The sequence below is a fragment of the Pseudomonas lyxosi genome, assembly GCF_047758685.1.
GTDB classification, from domain to species: Bacteria; Pseudomonadota; Gammaproteobacteria; order Pseudomonadales; family Pseudomonadaceae; genus Aquipseudomonas; species Aquipseudomonas lyxosi.
In genome coordinates this window covers 3,151,659-3,171,647 of record NZ_CP180481.1, presented here as the reverse complement: position 1 = coordinate 3,171,647, position 19,989 = coordinate 3,151,659, and the positions used below count along the sequence as shown (strand labels likewise).

The window sequence follows — 19,989 nt, the reverse complement described above, 5'->3', positions numbered from 1 at the left end:
GCAGCTGCCGAAGGCTGCGTTCGGCTGCGAAGCAGTCGTAAATCCTGTGAGCAAAATATGTCTGGAACACCGCATCGCCTGATCTCGCGACTGCTGCGCAGCCGAACGCAGCCTTCGGCAGCTGCTACAGGGATCGTGCTCAGCCGCCGATGATTTTCATGATGGTTGCGCCACCGGAAAATGCCACTTCCTGCTTATCGCCCAAGGCTTTCACCAAGAGTCTCTGCAAGGCGGGCAAGGCTTGATGACGGGGCTTGTCCAGCAGGTCGCCGACATAGTGGCGGTTGCTCGACGACAGGCAGCCATGCAGCCAGCCCGTGGAGGACAGACGCAGCCGTGAACAGGTGCGGCAGAAAGGAACGCTTTCGTTGGCGATAACGCCGAAGTAACCCTGCCCCGGAATTTCGTAACGCACGGCGGTGGCGTCTACCGGCGCATCGGCCTGAAGGTATTCGTAGCGCTCGCCGATCAGGCTGAGCAACTGCTGCAGGCTGACGAATTGTTGCAGGAAAGCATTGGAGTCGCTGGCCAGGTGGCCCATGCGCATCAACTCGATGAAGCGAAGCTCGTAGCCGCGCTCCAGACAGTAATCGAGTAGCGGCATCACTTGATCGAGGTTTTGTCCACGCAGCGGCACCATATTGACCTTGATCTTCAGGCCGGCGGCGCTGGCCTGATCCATACCGTCGAGCACAGTCGCCAGATCGCCGCCACGGGCAATGCTGCGAAAAGCGCTGGCATCCAGGGTATCGAGGGAAACGTTGATGCGACGAATGCCGGCATCCACCAGCAGTGGCAGCTTCTTCGCCAGCAGCTGACCGTTGGTGGTCAGGCTGATGTCCGCCAGGCCCATCTGCCCGACGGCGGTCATGAAGGTTTCGAGTTTGGGGCTGACCAGAGGTTCGCCGCCGGTGATGCGCAAACGCTCGATGCCCGCCGCTTCAATCAGATAGGCCACGCCACGCGCCATGGCCTCGGCCGACAATTCATCCTGCGCAGCGACCAACCGCTTGCCGTTGGGCACGCAGTAGGTACAAGCGTAATTGCAGGCTGAAGTCAGACTGATTCGCAAATTGCGAAAACGCCTGCCTTGACGGTCAACGATCATGGACTACTCCGGCGGAAGAATATTCGGACCGCTAAAACTTGACTCACAAATCAAGTTTTAGCAAGTCCTATGCCTGAGTATATTCCTGCGGTACTGCGCCACGTAGCGAAATAATGGCGCAATAAGGCAACTGAATGGTTCAGCTGCTCGGGGTGTCGCTATCGCGCTTGCGCTTGTTGCCCATGCGCACGCCGATGTCCATCAGGAACTGGAAGAAGCCTTCCTGATCTTCCAGCACATTGCTCCAGAATGGCGAGTGATACAGCGCCACGGCGCCGTGCACCAGCGCCCAGGATGCGCAGTAATGGAAGTAAGGCGGCACATCTTCGAGCTTGCCTTCGCTGATCCGGCCCTTGATCAGCAGGGTCAGGCGTTCGAAGTTCGAGGCGCGAATCTTGTGCAGCTCCTCGACCATCTCTGGCACCTGATTGCCCTTGACCACCTTTTCTTCCAGGCGATCGAACAACCGATAGCGTTGAGGGTCGCGCATGCGGAATTCGAAGTAGGCCCGGGACAGGGCTTCCTTGTCCTTGTCGACATCGGCCGAATGCAACAGCTCGTTCAAATCGCGCTCGTAATCGAGCATCAGGCGCAGATAGATCTCGGCCTTGGATTTGAAGTGCTTGTAGATCGTGCCTTTGCCGATACCGACGGCATCAGCAATCATCTCGACGGTGACACTGTCTTCACCTTGATCGAGGAACAGCTTGAGCGCGGTATCGAGAATTTCTTGCTCGCGGCGACGAAACTCACGGACCTTACGAGGTTCTTTATGCATAAGAAAAGGTCTGTAGGGGTCAAAATTCGAAGCCGCGTATTATGCCTAACTTGCGCAAAAATGCACGGATCATCCGACCATATATGTGTTTCTTGATGAATTCCGGCAGCCTCGCAGAATAATGAGAACTCAACCGAAGCGCCCGTATTCCAAATTTGTTTAAAAACCGGCGCCGGTAAACTGGACTCGGCGCAATACTGATCAATACTTCAACTGTCGGCGGGACATCTCCCCCAAGTGTTGCGCCGATATAGGTACCAACGGACCGCGTGCCTTTGTTTTACTCCTAATGGTCTTAACCCGGATTCACCCCCCAGAACCCGGGTTTTTTTTGCCTGCGATTTAACCTTTCACATGCGCCAGCGGAAACAGTCGCTTGAAATTCTCGGTGGTTTGCTCGGCAAACCGCTCGTAGGGCTCACCTCGCAACATTGCCAGAAATTCCGCTACGTCGCGCACGTACTGCGGCAGGTTCGGCTTGCCGCGATGAGGGATCGGCGCCAGATAAGGCGAGTCGGTTTCCACCAGCAATCGGTCAGCCGGCACTTTACTGGCCACGTCACGCAGAGCGTCGGCATTGCGGAAAGTGACAATACCGGACAAGGAAATGTAATACCCCATGTCCAGCGCCGCTTTGGCCATGTCCCAGTCTTCGGTGAAGCAATGCAGCACGCCCGCCTGGGGCAGCGCTGCTTCGCGCAGGAGGTTCAACGTATCGGCGCGGGCACCACGGGTGTGGATGATCACCGGTTTGCCCGTCTGCTGCGCCGCTTGCAGATGCAGGCGAAACGACTCCTGCTGCAACTCCGCTGCTTCCGGCTCGTAGTGGTAATCCAGACCGGTTTCACCGATCGCCACCACACGCGGGTGGTTGAGCTCGCGCAATAGCCAATCAAGTGCTGGCGCGGCACCCGGCTGCACGTCCAGCGGATGCACGCCAACCGAACAGTCGACGTCGTCGTAACGCTCGGCCAAGGCTTTGACGTCGGCGGCATTCTCGACACTGACGCCGATACACAGAAAGTGCCCTACCCCGCGCAGACGGGCCGCATCAAGTGCGGCATCCAGGGAGCCGTCGTGGGCGGCGAGGTCGAGGCGATCAAGGTGGCAATGGGAATCTACGAGCATAAAAGGGCTGCAACTTACATCGTATGAGTGGGACGGTCGGACTTCAGGGCTCCGGCCAGATGGGTTTCGATTCGACTGCGCGCCGTATTGTCGCCTTCGTTGAATTGTACGCCGACCCCGGCGGCCCGGTTGCCCTGCGCACCTTTGGGGGTGATCCAGGTGACCTTGCCAGCGACCGGAATCTTCTCCGGCTCGTCCATCAGGTTCAGCAGCATGAATACCTCATCGCCCAACTTGTAGCTCTTGTTGGTCGGGATAAACAGGCCACCGTTCTTGATGAACGGCATGTAGGCCGCGTAAAGCACGGACTTGTCCTTGATCGTCAGGGACAAAATGCCGTTGCGCGGCCCCGGATTGACGAGTTCATTCATGCTGACCTCCGTTGCTGATGCTCGGAGTCTAGGCTTAGTCGGTCACTTCTGGGTAGGCAAACCCACCCATTGCACCAACAGCGCCTCCAGCAACAACACCCGATTGAGGTTGGCTTTGCTCATCACTTTCTGGCGCTGGGCGAGGATCCAGTCCTGAATATTCAGGACTTTGTCCTGGCCGGCTTTCTGCGCCAGGTACTGAATCACCTTGCGCATGTCCGTCAGTCCCAGGCCTTCTTCGTCCTGAGTCAGCTGATAGCGCAGGATCAGGCTCGACCAGTCGCAGAACCAGTCGAACAACAGCAACAGCGGAATCGCATTCCAGCCTTCGGCCAGTTGCGTCGGTGACTGTTGCTGCTTGAGCAACTTCTTCACGCCATCGACCACCAGCGCCCGCTGCTCGCGCACGCCCTGGGCCTGCAAGTTGACGGCGGCCAGTGGCGAACCGGCGGCCAGGGTCAGCAACTCGATACGCTCTTCTTCCGCGCAGTCCGGCAAAGCCTTCGCCAGCCATGCAAGACTCATGGCTTCGCTCGGCAATGGACAAGCCTGCTGCACGCAGCGGCTCTTGATGGTCGGCAACAGCCGACTGGTCTGGTGGCTGACCAACAGCAAAACAGTATCGCCGGAAGGTTCTTCAAGGCTTTTGAGCAAGGCGTTGGCGGCGTTGATGTTCATCGACTCGACCGGCTCGATCAGCACCACTTTGCGGCCGCCCATCTGCGCGGTCTGAACCACGAAGCTGACCAGATCACGAACCTGATCGACCTTGATCGCCTTATCGGCTTCTTCCGGTTCCAGAATGTAGTTGTCAGGGTGACTGCCGGCCTTGAGCAACAGACAGGATTTGCATTCGCCGCAAGCATCGTGGGCGGCGCTCGGACGCTGGCACAGCAAACTGGCCATCAAGCGCTCGGCCAGCGCGCGCTTGCCGATCCCGGCGGGGCCATGGAGCAGATAGGCGTGAGCATGTTGCTTGCGACCGGCCAACTGCTGCCAGAGACCGTCCTGCCACGGATAGGCTTCAGCCACGGGTCAACTCCAGCAGGCGCGGCAACAAGGCATCCAGTGACTGCTGCACCTGCACCAACGGCTGGGCGGCATCGACCAGGACATAACGCGCAGGATCCGCTTCAGCACGCTTGAGGAAAGCACTGCGCACCGCATCAAAAAAGGTTCGGCCTTCGAGTTCGAAGCGATCCAGACGACCGCGAGCGCTGGCGCGGGCCAGGCCCACTTCCACCGGCAGATCGAAAATCAACGTCAGGTCCGGGCGCAGATCGCCCTGGACGAAGGCTTCCAGGGTCGCGATGCGCTCCAGCGACAGGCCGCGACCGCCACCCTGATAGGCGTAGGTCGAATCGGTAAAGCGATCACACAGGACCACCGCGCCGCGGGCCAGTGCCGGTCGAATCACCTCGGCCAGATGCTGGGCTCGCGCGGCGAACACCAACAGCAACTCGGTGTCGGGGTTCATGACTTCGTCAACCGGCGCCAGCAACACTTCGCGAATCCGCTCGGCCAACGGCGTGCCGCCTGGTTCGCGAGTCAGCACGACCTCGATACCCGCGGCGCGCAGGCGCTCGGCCAGGTATTCGCGATTGGTGCTCTTGCCGGCCCCTTCCGGGCCTTCCAGGGTAATAAACAAGCCAGTCACAGGCAGTCCTTAGTCAGAGTCATTGCGGGCTTTGCGGCGCGGGTGCATCCGGTTCGGGCGCGGGTGCAACTGCGGGTTCTTGAGCGGGTTCTTGCGCCGGCTCCGGTGAGGGCGACGGGGCAGGCGCTGGCGGCTCTGGTGGCGCCGCCTGAGCAGGCTCTTGCGGCGGCACTTGCGGTAAAGCCTCGGGGGCTGTGTCGGGCGAAGCAGCCGGAATCGGTGCCTGCTCATCCGTCGCCTCTGGCGCCGTAGCCGGCGCCGGGCTGGAGCGGTAGTCGGCACGGCGCTTGATCTGGAACTCACGCACAGCGTTATTGTGCGCGTCCAGATCATCGGAGAACACGTGGCTGCCATCACCACGAGCAACGAAATAGAGGCTATTGCCAGCCACCGGATTCAGCGCTGCATGAATCGCTTCGCGGCCGACCATGGCGATCGGGGTCGGCGGCAGTCCCGAAATCATGTAGGTGTTGTACGGCGTCGATTCCTTGAGATGGGCGCGAGTCAATTTGCCGTTGTAACGATCACCGAGGCCGTAGATCACGGTCGGATCCGTCTGCAACAACATGCCCATTTCCATGCGCCGTACAAACACGCCAGCGATTTGCCCGCGCTCCTGCGGCACGCCGGTTTCCTTCTCCACCAGCGAGGCCATGATCAGTGCCTGATAGGGCTCGGTGTACGGCACGTCAGCGGCGCGCTGGCTCCATTCCTTGGCAAGGACTTCGTCGAGGCGGTCGTAGGCTTTTTTCAGCAGCTCGACATCGGTCATGCCACGCACGAAGCGATAGGTGTCAGGGAAGAATCGCCCTTCCGGAAAAATCCCGCTGTGGCCGAGTTTGTCCATCACCTCGCTATCACTCAAACCGTCGAGGGTCTTTTCGAGTTTTTCATCCTTGGCCAGAGCAGCGCGCACCTGATGGAAATTCCAGCCCTCGACCAGGGTCAGGCTGTACTGAACCATTTCCCCGCGTTTCCACAGGTCAATCAGTCCTTCGACGGTCATGCCGGGCTGCATGCGGTACTCGCCCTTGTGCAACGGTTGTTTGGCGAGATTGAAGCGCCAATACACCCGCAGCCAGAAAGCGTCCTTGATGACGCCATCGGCTTCGAGTCGATAGAAGGTGCGGGTCGGTGTCGTGCCTTTGGGCACTTCCAGCAGCTCTTCCTGAGTGATGTTCAGCGGCTGTTCCAGCGCCGAATGGATTTTCCAGGCGGAAGCGCCCAGACACAGCCCTGCCAGAACCAATCCGGTTTCCAGCAGCAGCAAGAATTTACGTCTCACGTATCAAGCATCCAGTAGCGCGCGGGCAATGGTTTGGAGTTTACGGGTGAGCGGACCAACCGGCCAGCTCAGCGCGGCATAGGCGCGCACCGGCCAAACGCCATACACGCTGTTGCAGACAAAGACTTCATCAGCCCATTGCAGCTGATCGAGGGTGATGTCGGTGATTTGGGTGGGGATCCCCAATGACTCGGCTTGAAACAATAATTCGGCACGCATCACGCCGGCCACGCCGCAGCGCTTCAAATCAGCGGTGATCAGCACGCCATCGCGGATCAGGAACAGATTGCTGAACACGCCTTCAATGACGCGCCCGGCCTGATCGAGCATCAAGCCTTCGGCATGATCGGTGTCTTGCCATTCGGAGCGGGCGATGACCTGCTCAAGACGGTTCAGGTGCTTGAGTCCGGCGAGCAGAGGCTGCCTGGACAGTCGTGTCGCACAAGGGAACAGGCGAACGCCCTGCTCGCCATGAACGGCAGGATAAGCAACGGGTGGATTGCCTTGCAGAATACGTCGGGCCTGAGCCGAGGGATCGGGGGCGTAACCGCGCAGACTGTCGCCGCGGGTGATGATGAGCTTGAGCACGCCCTTACCCAGTGCGCTGGCATAGGCCACCAGCTCACTGCGGATCAACTCATGATCGGCAGTGATCGCCAGGCGTGAACAGCCATCGGCCAGACGCGCCAGATGTCGGTCCAGCAGCAACGGTTGCCCGCCACGCACGGCAATGGTCTCGAACAGACCATCACCGTAAGCCAGGCCGCGATCCTTCAGCGACAAAGCGTCAGCCGGCTGACCGTCGACCCAGCTGTCCATCAGTCAGCGAACCGGCGGAACACCAGCGAGCCGTTGGTGCCACCAAACCCGAAGGAGTTGGACAACACCACATCGATATTCATATTGCGCGCGGTATGCGGTACGAAATCGAGGTCGCAACCTTCGTCCGGCTCATCAAGGTTGATGGTCGGCGGCGCTACCTGGCTGTTGATCGCCAGCACACTGAAGATCGCCTCGACCGCGCCCGCCGCACCCAACAGGTGACCGGTCATGGACTTGGTCGAACTGACCGCCAGTTTGTAAGCGTGATCGCCGAACACCGACTTGATCGCACAGGCTTCGGCAAGATCGCCGGCCGACGTCGAAGTGCCGTGGGCGTTGATGTACTGAACCTGATCGCCATTGATCCTGGCATCGCGCAGCGCATTGGTAATGCAACGTGCAGCACCCGCGCCATCGGCCGGAGGCGAAGTCATGTGGTAGGCATCGCCACTGGTACCAAAGCCGATCAGCTCGGCATAGATGGTCGCACCACGGGCCTTGGCGTGTTCCAGTTCTTCCAGAACCAGAGCGCCGGCACCGTCGGACAGCACGAAGCCATCACGGCCCTTGTCCCAAGGACGGCTGGCGCGGGTCGGTTCGTCGTTGCGGGTCGACAGCGCGCGGGAGGCACCGAAGCCGCCCATGCCCAGACCGCAAGCCGCCATTTCAGCGCCGCCGGCAATCATCACGTCGGCTTCGTCGTACATGATGTTGCGTGCCGCCATGCCGATGCAGTGCGTACCGGTGGTACACGCGGTGGCGATGGCGTAGTTAGGTCCCTGTGCGCCCAGATGGATGGACAGGAAACCGGAAATCATATTGATGATCGAGCCAGGCACGAAAAACGGAGAAATCCGTCGTGGGCCGGAATCATGCAGCGTGCGGCTGGTTTCTTCGATATTGGTCAGTCCGCCAATACCCGACCCCATGGCCACGCCGATGCGCTCACGGTTGGCGTCGGTGACTTCCAGACCTGAGTTACGAACTGCCTGAAAACCTGCGGCCAGACCGTATTGAATGAACAGGTCGAGCTTGCGAGCTTCCTTGACCGACAGGTATTCCTCGACATTGAAGCCCTTTACCGAGCCGCCAAAACGGGTGGAATAGGCAGAAAGGTCGGTGTGTTCGATCAGACCAATGCCACTGCGGCCAGCCAGAATGCCCTGCCAACTGCTCGGCACATCCGTGCCCAGTGGCGACAACATACCCATACCGGTGACTACGACGCGTCTACGCGACACAGCACTCTCCTTTTTCAAATGACGACTTTGCATCAGGCCTAAAGAAAAAACCGCACGCCGTGATGGCAGTGCGGTTTTTCCATGACAGCAAGCAACGATTACAAGCTATTAAGCCTGGTGGTTAGTAACGTAATCGATTGCAGCTTGTACAGTAGTGATCTTCTCAGCTTCTTCGTCAGGGATTTCGGTCTCGAATTCCTCTTCCAGAGCCATCACCAGCTCAACGGTGTCAAGGGAGTCGGCACCCAGGTCTTCAACGAAGGAAGCAGTGTTGACCACTTCTTCTTCTTTAACGCCCAGTTGCTCAGCAACGATTTTCTTGACGCGCTCTTCGATGGTGCTCATACCTTGTTTTCACTCCTAATGGACAAATTCAGGCAGCTGGCCAGTGGGTAAGTGTATAGAAAGACTTTTCAGTTTTTCAACTGAAAGCTTCACTCCTCAAACCCGACGACCCTCTGCCTATAAAATAGATTGCAGCTTTATAACGGATTTTAGACAGCTCGTATGACATTTTTTTGAAGCGATCCGTCACATTTAACTCATGTACATCCCGCCGTTCACCGGGATTGTAGCCCCAGTAACGTAAGCCGCACCGTCGGATGCAAGAAAAGCGACCACAGACGCGATCTCTTGAGCTTGCCCCAAACGGCCCAGCGGAATCTGCGTCTGCAAGGCTTCACGCTGCGCCTCGGGCAGTTCGCGGGTCATATCGGTGTCGATGAACCCAGGGGCCACCGAGTTTACCGTAATCGAACGCGAACCGACTTCACGCGCCAATGAACGGCTGAAACCTTCCAGACCGGCCTTGGCGGCTGCGTAGTTTACTTGGCCTGCGTTGCCCATGGCACCCACAACAGAGCCAATACTGATAATTCGCCCCCAACGGGCTTTGGTCATACCGCGCAAAACGCCCTTGGACAGGCGGAACAGACTGTTCAGGTTAGTATCGACGACGTCATGCCATTCGTCATTTTTCATGCGCATCATCAGATTATCGCGGGTGATACCGGCATTGTTGACCAGGATCGCCGGCGCACCGAACTGCGATGTAATGCTCGCCAGTACTGCAGCAACGGATTCGTCGCTGGTGACATTGAGTTCCAGGCCAGTGCCTTGAATCCCGTTTTCCTTCAGGGTTGCCGCAATGCGCTCGGCACCCGAGGCAGACGTCGCGGTGCCGATAACGATGGCGCCCTGACGACCCAGTTCCAGGGCGATAGCCTGGCCGATACCGCGGCTCGCGCCAGTGACCAGTGCAACTTTACCTTGCAGACTCATGCAGGCTTCTCCTGATTCAGGCCAGCGCTGCGCGAGCGGCAGCGAAGGCGTCGGGGGTATTGAGGTTGGATGTCGACACGCCTTCGGCGCAACGCTTGTTCAGGCCAGCCAGCACTTTGCCAGGGCCGCATTCGACCAACTGGGTAGCACCTTTGGCGGCCAGCGCCTGAACCGATTCGACCCAGCGTACAGGCTTGTAAAGCTGCTCAAGCAGATCGCGCTTGAGGGTTTCCAGATCGGCCGGCACATTGGCGCTGACGTTCTGAACCACCGGGATCTGCGGCGCCTGCCAGTCGATCGCAGCGATCGACTCGGCGAAACGTTCGGCTGCCGGACGCATCAGCTCGCAATGTGACGGCACGCTGACCGGCAATGGCATGGCGCGCTTGGCACCACGGGCCTTGCAGCCTTCGATGGCGCGCTCGACCGCTGCCTTGGCACCGGCGATGACCACCTGGCCAGGGGAGTTGAAGTTGACCGCACTGACCACATCGCCTTGCGCCGCTTCGGCACAGGCAGCCAGCACATCAGCATCTTCCAGACCGAGAATGGCAGCCATGCCACCTTGCCCGGCCGGAACGGCTTCCTGCATCAACTGACCACGGCGCTCAACCAGCTTCACCGCGTCGCCCAGGCTCAGGCTGCCCGCAGCGACCAGGGCGCTGTATTCGCCCAGGCTGTGACCGGCAACATACGCCGGACGCGCGCCGCCTTCAGCCAGCCACAGACGCCACAAGGCAATCGAGGCGGTCAGAATGGCCGGCTGGGTTTTATCGGTTTGATTGAGTTGCTCTTCCGGCCCTTGCTGGGTCAGTGCCCACAGGTCGTAACCCAGAGCATCGGAAGCTTCTTTGAATGTTTCGAGGACAACCGGATGTTGCGCGCCCAACTCGGCCAGCATGCCGAGGGACTGCGAACCCTGTCCCGGAAAGACGAATGCGAGGGAAGCAGACATGTAACAAGCCCCTAATGATCTTGTCGTCGGAGAATTGACGTCCCGCTTGGGGGACGCAAGAAACTGACAGTTGGATGGCAAATTGAACTGAGCGGTCACATTTAAGCATTGTCCGACGAAAACGCCTAAAGCAACAAATCCTCCAGGCGACCGTGAATGCGTTCCGGCAGGTTTTCCTGGATCTCGATCAAGGCACGCTGAATCGCACTCTGGAAGCCCTGAACCCCCGCCGAACCATGGCTTTTCACCACAATCCCCTGCAAACCAAGGAAGCTTGCGCCGTTATGTCGCGCAGGCGCCAGATCGGCTTGCAAGCGCTTCATCAGCGGCAATGCCAGAGCACCGACCACTTTCGACGCAAGGTTTTTCTTGAACAAGGCCTCGATGCGCCCGGCAATCATGGTCGCCAGGCCTTCGCTGGACTTGAGCAGGATATTGCCGACAAAACCGTCACATACCACCACATCCGCCTCGCCACGGTACACACCGTCACCTTCGACAAAACCGATGTAGTTGATGCCGCGAGCACTCTGCAACAAGGTGGCCGCCAGCTTGACCTGCTGGTTGCCCTTGATGTCTTCAGTACCGATGTTCAGCAGCGCCACTCGCGGGCGAACGATGCCCAGGGTTTCCGCCGCCACCGACCCCATCACAGCGAACTGCAACAGATGCTCGGCGCTGCAATCGACATTGGCACCGAGGTCGAGCAACTGACAGTAGCCTTTCTGCGTCGGAATCGCCGCCACCATCGCCGGCCGATCAATGCCCGGCAAGGTCTTGAGCACAAACCGCGACAACGCCATCAGCGCACCGGTATTACCGGCACTGACACAAGCCTGCACCTTGCCATCGCGCAGCAACTCCAGCGCCACGCGCATCGACGAGTCGGGCTTGCCGCGCAGGGCCTGTGCAGGTTTTTCGTCCATGGTGATGACTTCGGACGCCGGAGCAATCGACAGACGCGAGCGATCCACAGCCGATTGGCCAGAGAGCAATTCTTCAAGTAGGGAGGGTTGACCGACGAGGGTCAGGTGCAGCGAGGGCGTAGCAGACAGACAAGCAAGGCTGGCCTGAACAATGCTGCGGGGACCGAAGTCCCCGCCCATTGCGTCAATCGCGATGACTTGAGCAGACAAGTGATTACTCGTCAGCGCCCTTGTCGATCACTTTACGGCCACGGTATACGCCTTCTGGCGATACGTGGTGACGCAGGTGAATTTCACCGGTGGTTTTTTCTACAGACAGAGTGCTTGCCGTCAGGGCGTCGTGCGAACGACGCATGTCACGGGCAGAGCGGGATTTTTTGTTCTGCTGAACAGCCATAATTGATTAACTCCTAAACGTTTGGGTCACGCTTTAACTGCGCCAATACACTGAACGGGTTGGACCGCGTTACCTCGTCCTCGCTCGGTTCGGGCTCATCGAGACCCGCCGGCTGCTGGCATTCTTCCGGATGATGAGCAGGCACAATGGGCAAGGCGAGCAGAAGCTCCTCCTCGATCAGTGACTGCAGATCCAAAGGATCTTCGCCCAGTTCCAGCACGTCATAACCTTTCGGCAACGACTGGGTATTCGCACCCTCCTTCACCACAGCATAACTGCATTCGCTATGGATCGGCAGGGTGACCAGCTCAAGACAACGCTGGCAAACCATTTTGACTTCGGTGTCGATAAAACTGTGGATTACCACAGACTTACGTTCATCTCGTTCAAAAACGAATTTAGCCTGCACCGTACCGACAGTGTCGGAAAGCGGGTCGCAGAGTCTCTCCAAATCGGCCAGCAGCAGTTCACCTTGAAGGGTGGTGCCACGATCAGCCAATTTGCGCGGGTCAACGTGAGGTGGAATCGGGTCATTCAACATAGGCGCAGCATTATAGGGATGCCCCCAGCCATGTCAAAGGAAATTCAGCCCTGTCCGTCACTTGCAAGCCTCCGCTAGAATTCGCGCCTGTCTTCTGGAGATGCGCATGCTGCCTTTATTACTCGCTTCAAGCTCGGTTTATCGCCGGGAATTGCTGGCCCGCTTGCAGCTGCCGTTTATCTGCAGCTCGCCGGATATCGACGAAAGCCATCGTCCGGGCGAGTCCGCCATCGAGCTGGTCAAGCGCCTCGCCGAGGAAAAAGCACGTGCGCTGGCCGGCGATCATCCCGCTCATCTGATTATCGGCTCCGATCAGGTCGCGGTGCTTGGCGAGCGGATTATCGGCAAACCGCACACCTTCGAAAAGGCCCGCGAACAATTGTTGGCTTCGAGCGGTGCCAGCGTGACCTTCCTCACCGGCCTGGCCCTGCTCAACAGCCAGACCGGTGAATGCCAGGTCGACTGCGTGCCGTTCACCGTACACATGCGCACACTCGACACCGCACGCATCGAACGCTACCTGCGCGCGGAACAGCCCTACGACTGCGCTGGCAGCTTCAAAGCCGAAGGTTTGGGGGTGAGCCTGTTTCAAAGCACCGAAGGCCCTGACGCCACCAGCCTGATCGGCCTGCCACTGATTCGCCTGGTGGACATGTTGCTGGCCGAAGGCGTGCAGATCCCCTGAGCACCGAACGTGTGTAGCAGCTGGCGAAGCCTGCGTTCGAGTGCGCAGCGCTCGCCAAACCATAAGCCGCAACCTTTCAGATAAACCGCGTAATCCGGATTTGCGAACGCAGGCTTCGCCAGCTGCTACAGAGACCGCGCAAACATTAAAAAACCGGCCACTTGGGCCGGTTTTTTTATGCCGAAGGAGATCAGCGCAATGAAGGCCCCTGGAAGCCCATCCACATCGCCAGATGCTCAGCCACGCTGGCACCGAGCTTTTTCGAGAAGCGATCGAACGGCGATTCCTGAACTGTGAAGTCCACTAGCTCTTTCTCGCCGATCACATCACGCGCCACCGAACTGGCATTCCCCAGACCATCGATCAGGCCCAGCGGCAGAGCCTGCTCGCCGGACCAGACCAACCCGGAGAACAGCTCCGGATGCTCCTTGTCCTTGAGGCGGTCGCCACGACCCTTCTTGACGCTGTTGATGAACTGCTGATGAGTGGTATCGAGCACGCCCTGCCAGAACTGAGTTTCTTCAGGCTTCTGCGGCTGGAACGGATCAAGGAACGATTTGTGCTCGCCGGAGGTGTAAGTGCGACGCTCGACACCCAGCTTTTCCATCGTCCCGACAAAGCCATATCCGGCGGCCGTCACACCAATGGAACCCACCAGGCTCGCCTTGTCGGCGTAAATCTGATCAGCCGCGCTGGCGATGTAGTAAGCACCGGAAGCGCCCAAATCCGAGATCACCGCGTAAAGCTTGGTGTCCGGATGCAGGCCGCGCAAACGGCGGATCTCGTCATAGACGTAGCCCGACTGCACCGGACTGCCGCCCGGACTGTTGATTCGCAGGATGACACCTTTGACCTTCTCGTCCTCGAACGCTGCACGCAGGCTGCCGACGATGTTGTCAGCGCTGGCAGGCTCCTTGTCGGCGATCATGCCGGTCACATCGATCAGTGCGGTGTAGTTGCCACTACGGGTGGCAGCTTTTTCCATGTCCATCAGCGGCGTGAACAGGAGCAACGCGCCAAACAGGTACACAAAGGTCAGCAGCTTGAAGAAAATCCCCCAGCGACGGGACCGCCGCTGCTCCTGCACGCTGGCCAGCAGGGTTTTTTCCAGCAGCTTCCAGCTTTTCTCGTCACCGCTCTCTGCGCTCGACTTGGCGGGCGCTTTCCATTCGTCGGTCATGACATCTACCCCAGCAAAAACCTGTTAAGCCCGCTGACTCAGCCAGGCATGCAATTCTGAAAAACGATCAATGGCCAGTGCCGGCTCGAACAACTTCAACGCTTCGATCGATTGCGCGCCATAGCTGACGGCCACCGAATCCATGCCAGCGTTGCGCGCCATCTGCAAGTCAAAGGACGAATCGCCCACCATCAGCGCCTGCTCCGGGCGAACCTCGCAGTGAGCGAGGATCTGCTCAAGCATCAGCGGATGGGGTTTGCTGGCGGTTTCGTCGGCCGCGCGGGTGACATCGAAATAATCTTCCCAGCCGTGAGACTTCAGCACCCGATCCAGCCCGCGACGGGCCTTGCCGGTCGCGACCGCCAAGCGATACCCCTCAGAACGAAACGCTTCCATCGACTCGACCACACCCTCGAACAACGGCGAAGGAACAGCCTCCGAGGCGATGTAGTGATCAGCATAGTGCTGACGGAAGGCTACCAATTCGTCGTCGCCGATTTGCGGATACAACGTGCGAATCGCTTCCGGCAGACCCAGACCGATGATGCCTTTGACAGCAAAATCATCGCGCAACTGAAATCCGGATCGCTCGGACGCGACATGCATCGACTCGACAATCCGACCAATGGAGTCAGCGAGAGTGCCGTCCCAATCGAAAATCAGCAGCTTGTAATCAGATGGGTGCACTCAGGCGCTCCACGGTTTTGGCCCACATCTCGTCGACCGGTGCCTGCAGCTTCAGCTCACCACCATCCGGCAGCGGCACAGTCAGCATGTAGGCGTGCAGGAACAGGCGCTTTCCGCCCAGCTCACGAATCTCTTTGCTGAAGCCTTCATCGCCGTACTTGGTGTCACCGGCAATGCAATGCCCGGCGTGCAAGGTGTGGACGCGGATCTGGTGAGTCCGGCCGGTAATCGGCTTGGCTTCGATCAGGGTGGCAAAGTCGCCAAAACGACGCAGGACCTTGAACACGGTCACGGACTCCTTGCCCTCCTCCTCGTCGACCTCGACCATACGCTCGCCGGAGCGCAGATTGCTCTTGCCGAGCGACGCCCGGACTTGCTTGATCGAGGCCGCCCAGTTGCCGCGAACCAGCGCCATGTAGCGCTTATCGACGCCATCGCCGCGCAATGCCGTGTGCAAGTGACGCAGCATGCTGCGCTTCTTCGCGATCATCAGCAGGCCGGAGGTGTCACGGTCGAGACGGTGAACCAGTTCGAGCTCCTTGCAATCGGGACGCAACTGACGAAAGGCTTCGATCACGCCGTAAGTCAGGCCGCTGCCACCGTGAACCGCGATGCCGCAAGGCTTGTTGATCACGATCAACGCCTTGTCTTCGAAGACAATCGAGGCTTCGAGGCGCTGGAGCAGGCCTTGTGCCAGCGGCACCGGCTCGTCGCGCTCAGGCACGCGAACCGGTGGCACGCGCACGATATCGCCCGCCTGCAGCTTGTATTCGGGCTTGATCCGACCTTTGTTCACTCGCACTTCGCCTTTGCGCAAAATGCGGTAAATCAAAGTCTTGGGCACGCCTTTGAGCCGAGCGAGAAGGAAGTTATCAATACGTTGGCCGGCATATTCCGGCGAGACCTCCAGCAGTTGTACGGCTGGGGTCGAAGGGGCAGTAGTCGTCATGGCGCGGATGATAACAATTTTTTATGGAATTGAAGCACTTAATCATTGCTGCTATAGTCGCGAACGCCGCCAAAAGTGGCCTGGACAGCGGACTAACGGTCAAAAACCGGCCCTGACCAACGCAATTCACGAGGACGAGAGGCCGTCCTACGGGGCTTTCGCTACGAAACGGTAGAGTTTGCAGTTGTAACGAGCGCAGGTGACATGAGGCCTGAAGCATGCCGCAAAGCAGAGTTTTCACTCGCCTTGCGAGCAAATATTCACGGCCAGTTCACAAAGTGCAGTCAGCTACGAACAACCCCGAGCGAACGCTTCGGAAACAACGCCTAAATTAGCCATGATGCGTGACCTCCCCTTTCGGAGCTCACGGTAAATGCCAACCCGCTGCGGATTCTGCGCGCGGCAGCACCCGAATTATCAGGGATACGTGTAGGGTGGAGATGCACAACCGCTGGACTGTGTAGCAATAGGCTTTATCAAGACGCTTCATCTCGTCCACAGCCGCTGGTTGATTCCTCCTCCTGACTGAGTGCTTAAGTAGCCACAGCAAGCAGGACGCGTACGTCGCGACGCCGGCCCAATTGGTCGGGGTTCGCTAGACACTGGAGTGTCCAACCACTCCTGACGCACCTGACACCGACCATGAGAAGTCGTGTGTGCCGAACGCCGTTTCCGGCAGCCCGGAAACCGACGGTACTACATGAAAAGAATGCTGATTAACGCAACTCAACCCGAAGAGTTGCGTGTTGCACTGGTAGATGGCCAGCGCCTCTACGACCTGGACATCGAATCCGGTGCACGCGAGCAGAAAAAGGCCAACATCTATAAAGGCCGGATTACTCGCATCGAACCAAGCCTTGAGGCTGCCTTTGTCGATTTCGGCTCTGAGCGCCACGGCTTCCTGCCCCTCAAAGAAATCTCCCGCGAATACTTCAAGAAAGCCCCCGAAGGCCGCGTCAACATCAAGGACGTCCTGAGCGAAGGCCAGGAAGTCATCGTTCAGGTCGAAAAAGAAGAACGTGGCAACAAGGGCGCAGCCCTGACCACTTTCATCAGCCTGGCCGGTCGTTACCTGGTTCTGATGCCAAACAACCCGCGTGCCGGCGGTATCTCCCGTCGCATCGAAGGTGAAGAGCGCAACGAACTGCGTGAAGCCTTGAACGGCCTGGTTGCCCCAGCCGACATGGGTCTGATCGTTCGCACTGCCGGCCTGGGCCGCAGCAGCGAAGAAATGCAGTGGGACCTCGATTACCTGCTGCAACTCTGGACCGCTATCAAAGAAGCCTCGCTGGATCGTTCCGCGCCGTTCCTGATCTACCAGGAAAGCAACGTGATCATCCGCGCCATCCGCGATTACCTGCGCCAGGATATCGGCGAAGTGCTGATCGACAGCGTTGAAGCCCAGGACGAAGCCCTGACCTTCATTCGCCAGGTAATGCCGCAGTACGCCAGCAAGATCAAGCTGTACGAAGACAGCGTTCCGCTGTTCAACCGTTTCCAGATCGAAAGCCAGATCGAGACCGCTTTCCAGCGCGTCGTTGAACTGCCTTCCGGCGGCTCCATCGTTATCGATCCGACCGAAGCCCTGGTGTCCATCGACATCAACTCGGCGCGCGCCACCAAAGGCAGCGACATCGAAGAAACCGCTTTGCAGACCAACCTTGAAGCCGCCGAAGAAATCGCCCGTCAGTTGCGCTTGCGCGACATCGGCGGCCTGATCGTCATCGACTTCATCGACATGACCCCTGCCAAGAACCAGCGCGCCGTGGAAGAGAAAGTCCGCGAATGCCTGGAAGCCGACCGCGCTCGCGTGCAAGTCGGTCGCATCTCGCGCTTCGGCCTGCTGGAAATGTCCCGTCAGCGCCTGCGTCCATCGCTGGGCGAAAGCAGTGGCATCGTTTGCCCGCGTTGCAACGGCACCGGCATCATCCGTGACGTTGAATCGCTGTCGCTGGCGATCCTGCGCTTGATCGAAGAAGAAGCCCTGAAAGACCGCACTGCCGAAGTTCGCGCACAAGTGCCGATCCCGGTCGCCGCGTTCCTGCTCAACGAAAAACGCAACTCGATCACCAAGATCGAACTGCGCACCCGTGCCCGCATCGTCATTCTGCCGAACGATCACCTCGAAACGCCGCACTTCGAAGTTCAGCGTCTGCGCGATGACAGCCCGGAAGCCGCGGTCGGCCAGTCCAGCTACGAAATCGCCGCTGCCGCTGCCGAAGTCGAAGAAGTCCAGCCAGCCGCTGCGACCCGCACCCTGGTTCGCCAGGAAGCCGCGGTCAAGACTGCTCCGGCCCGCGCCAACGCTCCGGTTCCAACCGAAGTCGTCGCTGCCGCACCTGTTGCCGCACCGGCCGCCGCGCCTGAGCCAAGCCTGTTCAAAGGCCTGGTGAAGTCGCTGGTCAGCCTGTTCGCGACCAAGGAAGAGCCAGTTACTCCGGTTGTAGTTGAAAAACCAGCAACCACCGAGCGTCCGGCCCGCAACGAAGAGCGTCGCAACGGTCGTCAGCAGAGCCGCAACCGTAACGGTCGCCGCGATGAAGAACGCAAGCCTCGTGAGGAACGTGCACCGCGTGAAGAGCGCGCACCGCGTGAGCCACGCGAAGCCCGCGAAGAAACTCCAGCAGTAGTAGCCCGCGAAGAACGCGCTCCACGTGCCCCTCGTGAAGAACGTGCACCGCGCGGTGAAGAACGTGCACCGCGCGCTCCTCGCGAAGATCGCAAGCCACGCGGTGATCGTGAAGAGCGTCCGGTTCGTGAACTGCGTGAGCCTCTGGATGCCGCTCCGGCCGCCGCTGCTACCGTTGAAGAGCGTCCAGCTCGCCAGCCACGTGAAGAACGTGCTCCACGCCCACCGCGTGAAGAACGCCAGCCACGTGCCGAGCAAGCCGCTGCCGCAGTAGCTGAAGAAGAGCTGGTTACCAACGAAGAGCAACTGCAGGAAGACGGTCAGGAAGGCGCCGAAGGCGATCGTCCACGCCGCCGCTCCCGTGGCCAGCGTCGTCGCAGCAACCGTCGCGAGCGTCAACGCGATGCCAACGGCAACGTGATCGAAGGTTCGGACGAATCCGAGTCCGCCGAAGGTAACGAAGCTGCCGAAACCAACGAAGCGCCAAGCGCTGCCGATCTGGCCGCCGGTCTGGCTGTTACCGCAGCCGTTGCCAGCACCGTGATCAGCGCTCCAGCCGAAGCACAGGCTAACGAGCAAGCCGAACGCGCGACTGCCGCCACCCTGGAAACTGCTCCAGTGGAAGCGCCAGTGGTTGAAGCAACGACCCCGGTCGAAGCGACCGCCGCTCCGGAAATCGAAGTCGCCCCGGTTCGTGAAGCACAGCCTGTAGTTGAAGCTGCCGCTGAGCCAGTGGTTGCCGCAGAACCGGTTGTCGAAACAGCCAGCGAAACAGTGACCGAAGCTGTCCGTGAAGTCCGCGAAGAACAAACCGCGTTCAACTGGGTTGCCGAGCCAGCCGCCGCCGAAGCGCCAGAAGCCGAGGCCATGGTGTCCGAGCCAGTGGTTGCTGCTGCCGAGCCTGCTCCGGTGGTTGAAGCGCCGGTTGTTACCGAAGTGGCTGCACCGGAAGTCGAAGCCGCCTCTGTCAGCGCCCTGACGCCAAGCGGCCGTGCGCCGAACGATCCACGTGAAGTGCGTCGTCGCAAGCGTGAAGCCGAGCGTCTGCAGAAAGAAGCCGAACTGGCTGCCGCTGCTGCTCCGGCTGCTGTCGAAGCTGCACCGGTTGTCGCTGAAGTCGTCGAGGCAGCACCTGCCCCGGCTGCTGAAGTCGCTGCAGCCGAACCCGCTGAATCAGTGATCGACGAAGCACCGCGCTCCGTTCAGGAAGCGGTACAGCAACACGAGCAAGCCCTGGAAAAAGAACACGAGCCTAAACCTCTCGTCTGATTCCATCGGCCACTAAAAAGTCCCGCCTGGTGATCAAGGCGGGGCTTTTTTATGTCTATCCGATCGTTCCCACGCTCCGCGTGGGAATGCCTCAACGGAC

At 59.4% G+C, this 19,989-nt stretch carries 20 protein-coding genes; 2 read left to right on the top strand and 18 right to left on the bottom strand.

The genetic code is table 11. The features are described 5' to 3' along the window. Positions 1-139: 139 nt before the first annotated feature. The 15 genes from ACMXYI_RS14615 to ACMXYI_RS14545 all read right to left on the bottom strand — a co-directional run bounded on the left by ACMXYI_RS14615 (position 140) and on the right by ACMXYI_RS14545 (position 12,490). A complete protein-coding gene (locus ACMXYI_RS14615; RefSeq protein ID WP_074878968.1) occupies positions 140-1,108 on the bottom strand; it encodes a GTP 3',8-cyclase MoaA in 969 nt (322 codons plus the stop codon). A gap of 139 nt (positions 1,109-1,247) precedes the next feature. Beyond that, entirely contained in the window at positions 1,248-1,886 is a 639-nt protein-coding gene (locus ACMXYI_RS14610) for a TetR/AcrR family transcriptional regulator (RefSeq protein ID WP_007945721.1), read from the bottom strand. 342 nt (positions 1,887-2,228) lie between these two features. After that, positions 2,229-3,014: a TatD family hydrolase gene (locus ACMXYI_RS14605; RefSeq protein ID WP_033056960.1), complete on the bottom strand. Its 786-nt coding sequence runs from the start codon at positions 3,012-3,014 to the stop codon at positions 2,229-2,231. A gap of 14 nt (positions 3,015-3,028) precedes the next feature. Then, positions 3,029-3,385: a PilZ domain-containing protein gene (locus ACMXYI_RS14600; protein ID WP_415773715.1), complete on the bottom strand. Its 357-nt coding sequence runs from the start codon at positions 3,383-3,385 to the stop codon at positions 3,029-3,031. Between the two features lie 42 nt (positions 3,386-3,427). Next, a complete protein-coding gene (locus tag ACMXYI_RS14595; protein ID WP_415773714.1) occupies positions 3,428-4,417 on the bottom strand; it encodes a DNA polymerase III subunit delta' in 990 nt (329 codons plus the stop codon). Further along, complete coding sequence (gene tmk, locus ACMXYI_RS14590; RefSeq protein ID WP_415773713.1) at positions 4,410-5,042, bottom strand: dTMP kinase; 633 nt, start codon at positions 5,040-5,042, stop codon at positions 4,410-4,412. The genes ACMXYI_RS14595 and tmk overlap by 8 nt, the downstream gene beginning before the upstream one ends. 19 nt (positions 5,043-5,061) lie before the next feature. Further along, positions 5,062-6,327, bottom strand: coding sequence for an endolytic transglycosylase MltG (gene mltG, locus ACMXYI_RS14585; protein WP_415773712.1), 1,266 nt, complete (start codon positions 6,325-6,327; stop codon positions 5,062-5,064). A gap of 3 nt (positions 6,328-6,330) precedes the next feature. Next, positions 6,331-7,146, bottom strand: coding sequence for an aminodeoxychorismate lyase (gene pabC, locus ACMXYI_RS14580; RefSeq protein WP_415773711.1), 816 nt, complete (start codon positions 7,144-7,146; stop codon positions 6,331-6,333). Beyond that, positions 7,146-8,390 carry a beta-ketoacyl-ACP synthase II gene (fabF, locus tag ACMXYI_RS14575; protein ID WP_415773710.1) on the bottom strand — a complete coding sequence of 415 codons (1,245 nt, stop codon included), beginning with the start codon at positions 8,388-8,390 and terminating at the stop codon, positions 7,146-7,148. Before fabF ends, pabC begins: the two co-directional genes overlap by 1 nt. A 108-nt stretch (positions 8,391-8,498) precedes the next feature. Next, on the bottom strand, positions 8,499-8,735 hold the full coding sequence (gene acpP, locus ACMXYI_RS14570) for an acyl carrier protein (RefSeq protein WP_003442511.1): 237 nt from the start codon (positions 8,733-8,735) through the stop codon (positions 8,499-8,501). Positions 8,736-8,927: 192 nt separating this feature from the next. Beyond that, on the bottom strand, positions 8,928-9,671 hold the full coding sequence (fabG, locus tag ACMXYI_RS14565; protein ID WP_095132058.1) for a 3-oxoacyl-ACP reductase FabG: 744 nt from the start codon (positions 9,669-9,671) through the stop codon (positions 8,928-8,930). A 16-nt stretch (positions 9,672-9,687) separates the two neighbouring features. Continuing rightward, entirely contained in the window at positions 9,688-10,626 is a 939-nt protein-coding gene (gene fabD / locus ACMXYI_RS14560) for an ACP S-malonyltransferase (RefSeq protein WP_415773709.1), read from the bottom strand. A gap of 125 nt (positions 10,627-10,751) precedes the next feature. Then, complete coding sequence (plsX, locus tag ACMXYI_RS14555; RefSeq protein WP_082459097.1) at positions 10,752-11,762, bottom strand: phosphate acyltransferase PlsX; 1,011 nt, start codon at positions 11,760-11,762, stop codon at positions 10,752-10,754. Between the two features lie 4 nt (positions 11,763-11,766). Further along, complete coding sequence (gene rpmF, locus ACMXYI_RS14550; protein WP_008152339.1) at positions 11,767-11,949, bottom strand: 50S ribosomal protein L32; 183 nt, start codon at positions 11,947-11,949, stop codon at positions 11,767-11,769. A 13-nt stretch (positions 11,950-11,962) separates the two neighbouring features. Further along, positions 11,963-12,490, bottom strand: coding sequence for a YceD family protein (locus tag ACMXYI_RS14545; protein WP_004371317.1), 528 nt, complete (start codon positions 12,488-12,490; stop codon positions 11,963-11,965). A gap of 106 nt (positions 12,491-12,596) precedes the next feature. On the opposite strand from ACMXYI_RS14545, the gene ACMXYI_RS14540 reads away from it, so the two are divergent. Then, a complete protein-coding gene (locus ACMXYI_RS14540) occupies positions 12,597-13,175 on the top strand; it encodes a Maf family protein (protein ID WP_415773708.1) in 579 nt (192 codons plus the stop codon). 190 nt (positions 13,176-13,365) lie between these two features. Here ACMXYI_RS14540 and ACMXYI_RS14535 read toward each other — a convergent pair whose 3' ends face one another. The 3 genes from ACMXYI_RS14535 to rluC are packed head-to-tail and all read right to left on the bottom strand — an operon-like array spanning position 13,366 to position 15,991. After that, complete coding sequence (locus tag ACMXYI_RS14535; RefSeq protein ID WP_415773707.1) at positions 13,366-14,355, bottom strand: S49 family peptidase; 990 nt, start codon at positions 14,353-14,355, stop codon at positions 13,366-13,368. Positions 14,356-14,379: 24 nt separating this feature from the next. Further along, positions 14,380-15,042, bottom strand: coding sequence for an HAD-IA family hydrolase (locus ACMXYI_RS14530; protein WP_415773706.1), 663 nt, complete (start codon positions 15,040-15,042; stop codon positions 14,380-14,382). Continuing rightward, a complete protein-coding gene (gene rluC, locus ACMXYI_RS14525; RefSeq protein WP_282481238.1) occupies positions 15,029-15,991 on the bottom strand; it encodes a 23S rRNA pseudouridine(955/2504/2580) synthase RluC in 963 nt (320 codons plus the stop codon). The genes ACMXYI_RS14530 and rluC overlap by 14 nt, the downstream gene beginning before the upstream one ends. A 700-nt stretch (positions 15,992-16,691) precedes the next feature. Between rluC and rne the strand changes: the two genes are divergently transcribed. Further along, on the top strand, positions 16,692-19,889 hold the full coding sequence (gene rne, locus ACMXYI_RS14520) for a ribonuclease E (RefSeq protein WP_415773705.1): 3,198 nt from the start codon (positions 16,692-16,694) through the stop codon (positions 19,887-19,889). Positions 19,890-19,989 lie beyond the last annotated feature (100 nt).

What these genes read in the sequence shown, in the direction of transcription:
- rluC (WP_282481238.1), bottom strand. Translation starts at nt 15,991, where the DNA reads ATGACGACTACTGCCCCTTCGACCCCAGCCGTACAACTGCTGGAGGTC.
- acpP (WP_003442511.1), bottom strand. Translation starts at nt 8,735, where the DNA reads ATGAGCACCATCGAAGAGCGCGTCAAGAAAATCGTTGCTGAGCAACTG.
- ACMXYI_RS14545 (WP_004371317.1), bottom strand. Translation starts at nt 12,490, where the DNA reads ATGTTGAATGACCCGATTCCACCTCACGTTGACCCGCGCAAATTGGCT.
- fabG (WP_095132058.1), bottom strand. Translation starts at nt 9,671, where the DNA reads ATGAGTCTGCAAGGTAAAGTTGCACTGGTCACTGGCGCGAGCCGCGGT.
- rne (WP_415773705.1), top strand. Translation starts at nt 16,692, where the DNA reads ATGAAAAGAATGCTGATTAACGCAACTCAACCCGAAGAGTTGCGTGTT.
- ACMXYI_RS14600 (WP_415773715.1), bottom strand. Translation starts at nt 3,385, where the DNA reads ATGAATGAACTCGTCAATCCGGGGCCGCGCAACGGCATTTTGTCCCTG.
- fabD (WP_415773709.1), bottom strand. Translation starts at nt 10,626, where the DNA reads ATGTCTGCTTCCCTCGCATTCGTCTTTCCGGGACAGGGTTCGCAGTCC.
- ACMXYI_RS14615 (WP_074878968.1), bottom strand. Translation starts at nt 1,108, where the DNA reads ATGATCGTTGACCGTCAAGGCAGGCGTTTTCGCAATTTGCGAATCAGT.
- ACMXYI_RS14535 (WP_415773707.1), bottom strand. Translation starts at nt 14,355, where the DNA reads ATGACCGACGAATGGAAAGCGCCCGCCAAGTCGAGCGCAGAGAGCGGT.
- rpmF (WP_008152339.1), bottom strand. Translation starts at nt 11,949, where the DNA reads ATGGCTGTTCAGCAGAACAAAAAATCCCGCTCTGCCCGTGACATGCGT.
- ACMXYI_RS14610 (WP_007945721.1), bottom strand. Translation starts at nt 1,886, where the DNA reads ATGCATAAAGAACCTCGTAAGGTCCGTGAGTTTCGTCGCCGCGAGCAA.
- ACMXYI_RS14540 (WP_415773708.1), top strand. Translation starts at nt 12,597, where the DNA reads ATGCTGCCTTTATTACTCGCTTCAAGCTCGGTTTATCGCCGGGAATTG.
- ACMXYI_RS14605 (WP_033056960.1), bottom strand. Translation starts at nt 3,014, where the DNA reads ATGCTCGTAGATTCCCATTGCCACCTTGATCGCCTCGACCTCGCCGCC.
- pabC (WP_415773711.1), bottom strand. Translation starts at nt 7,146, where the DNA reads ATGGACAGCTGGGTCGACGGTCAGCCGGCTGACGCTTTGTCGCTGAAG.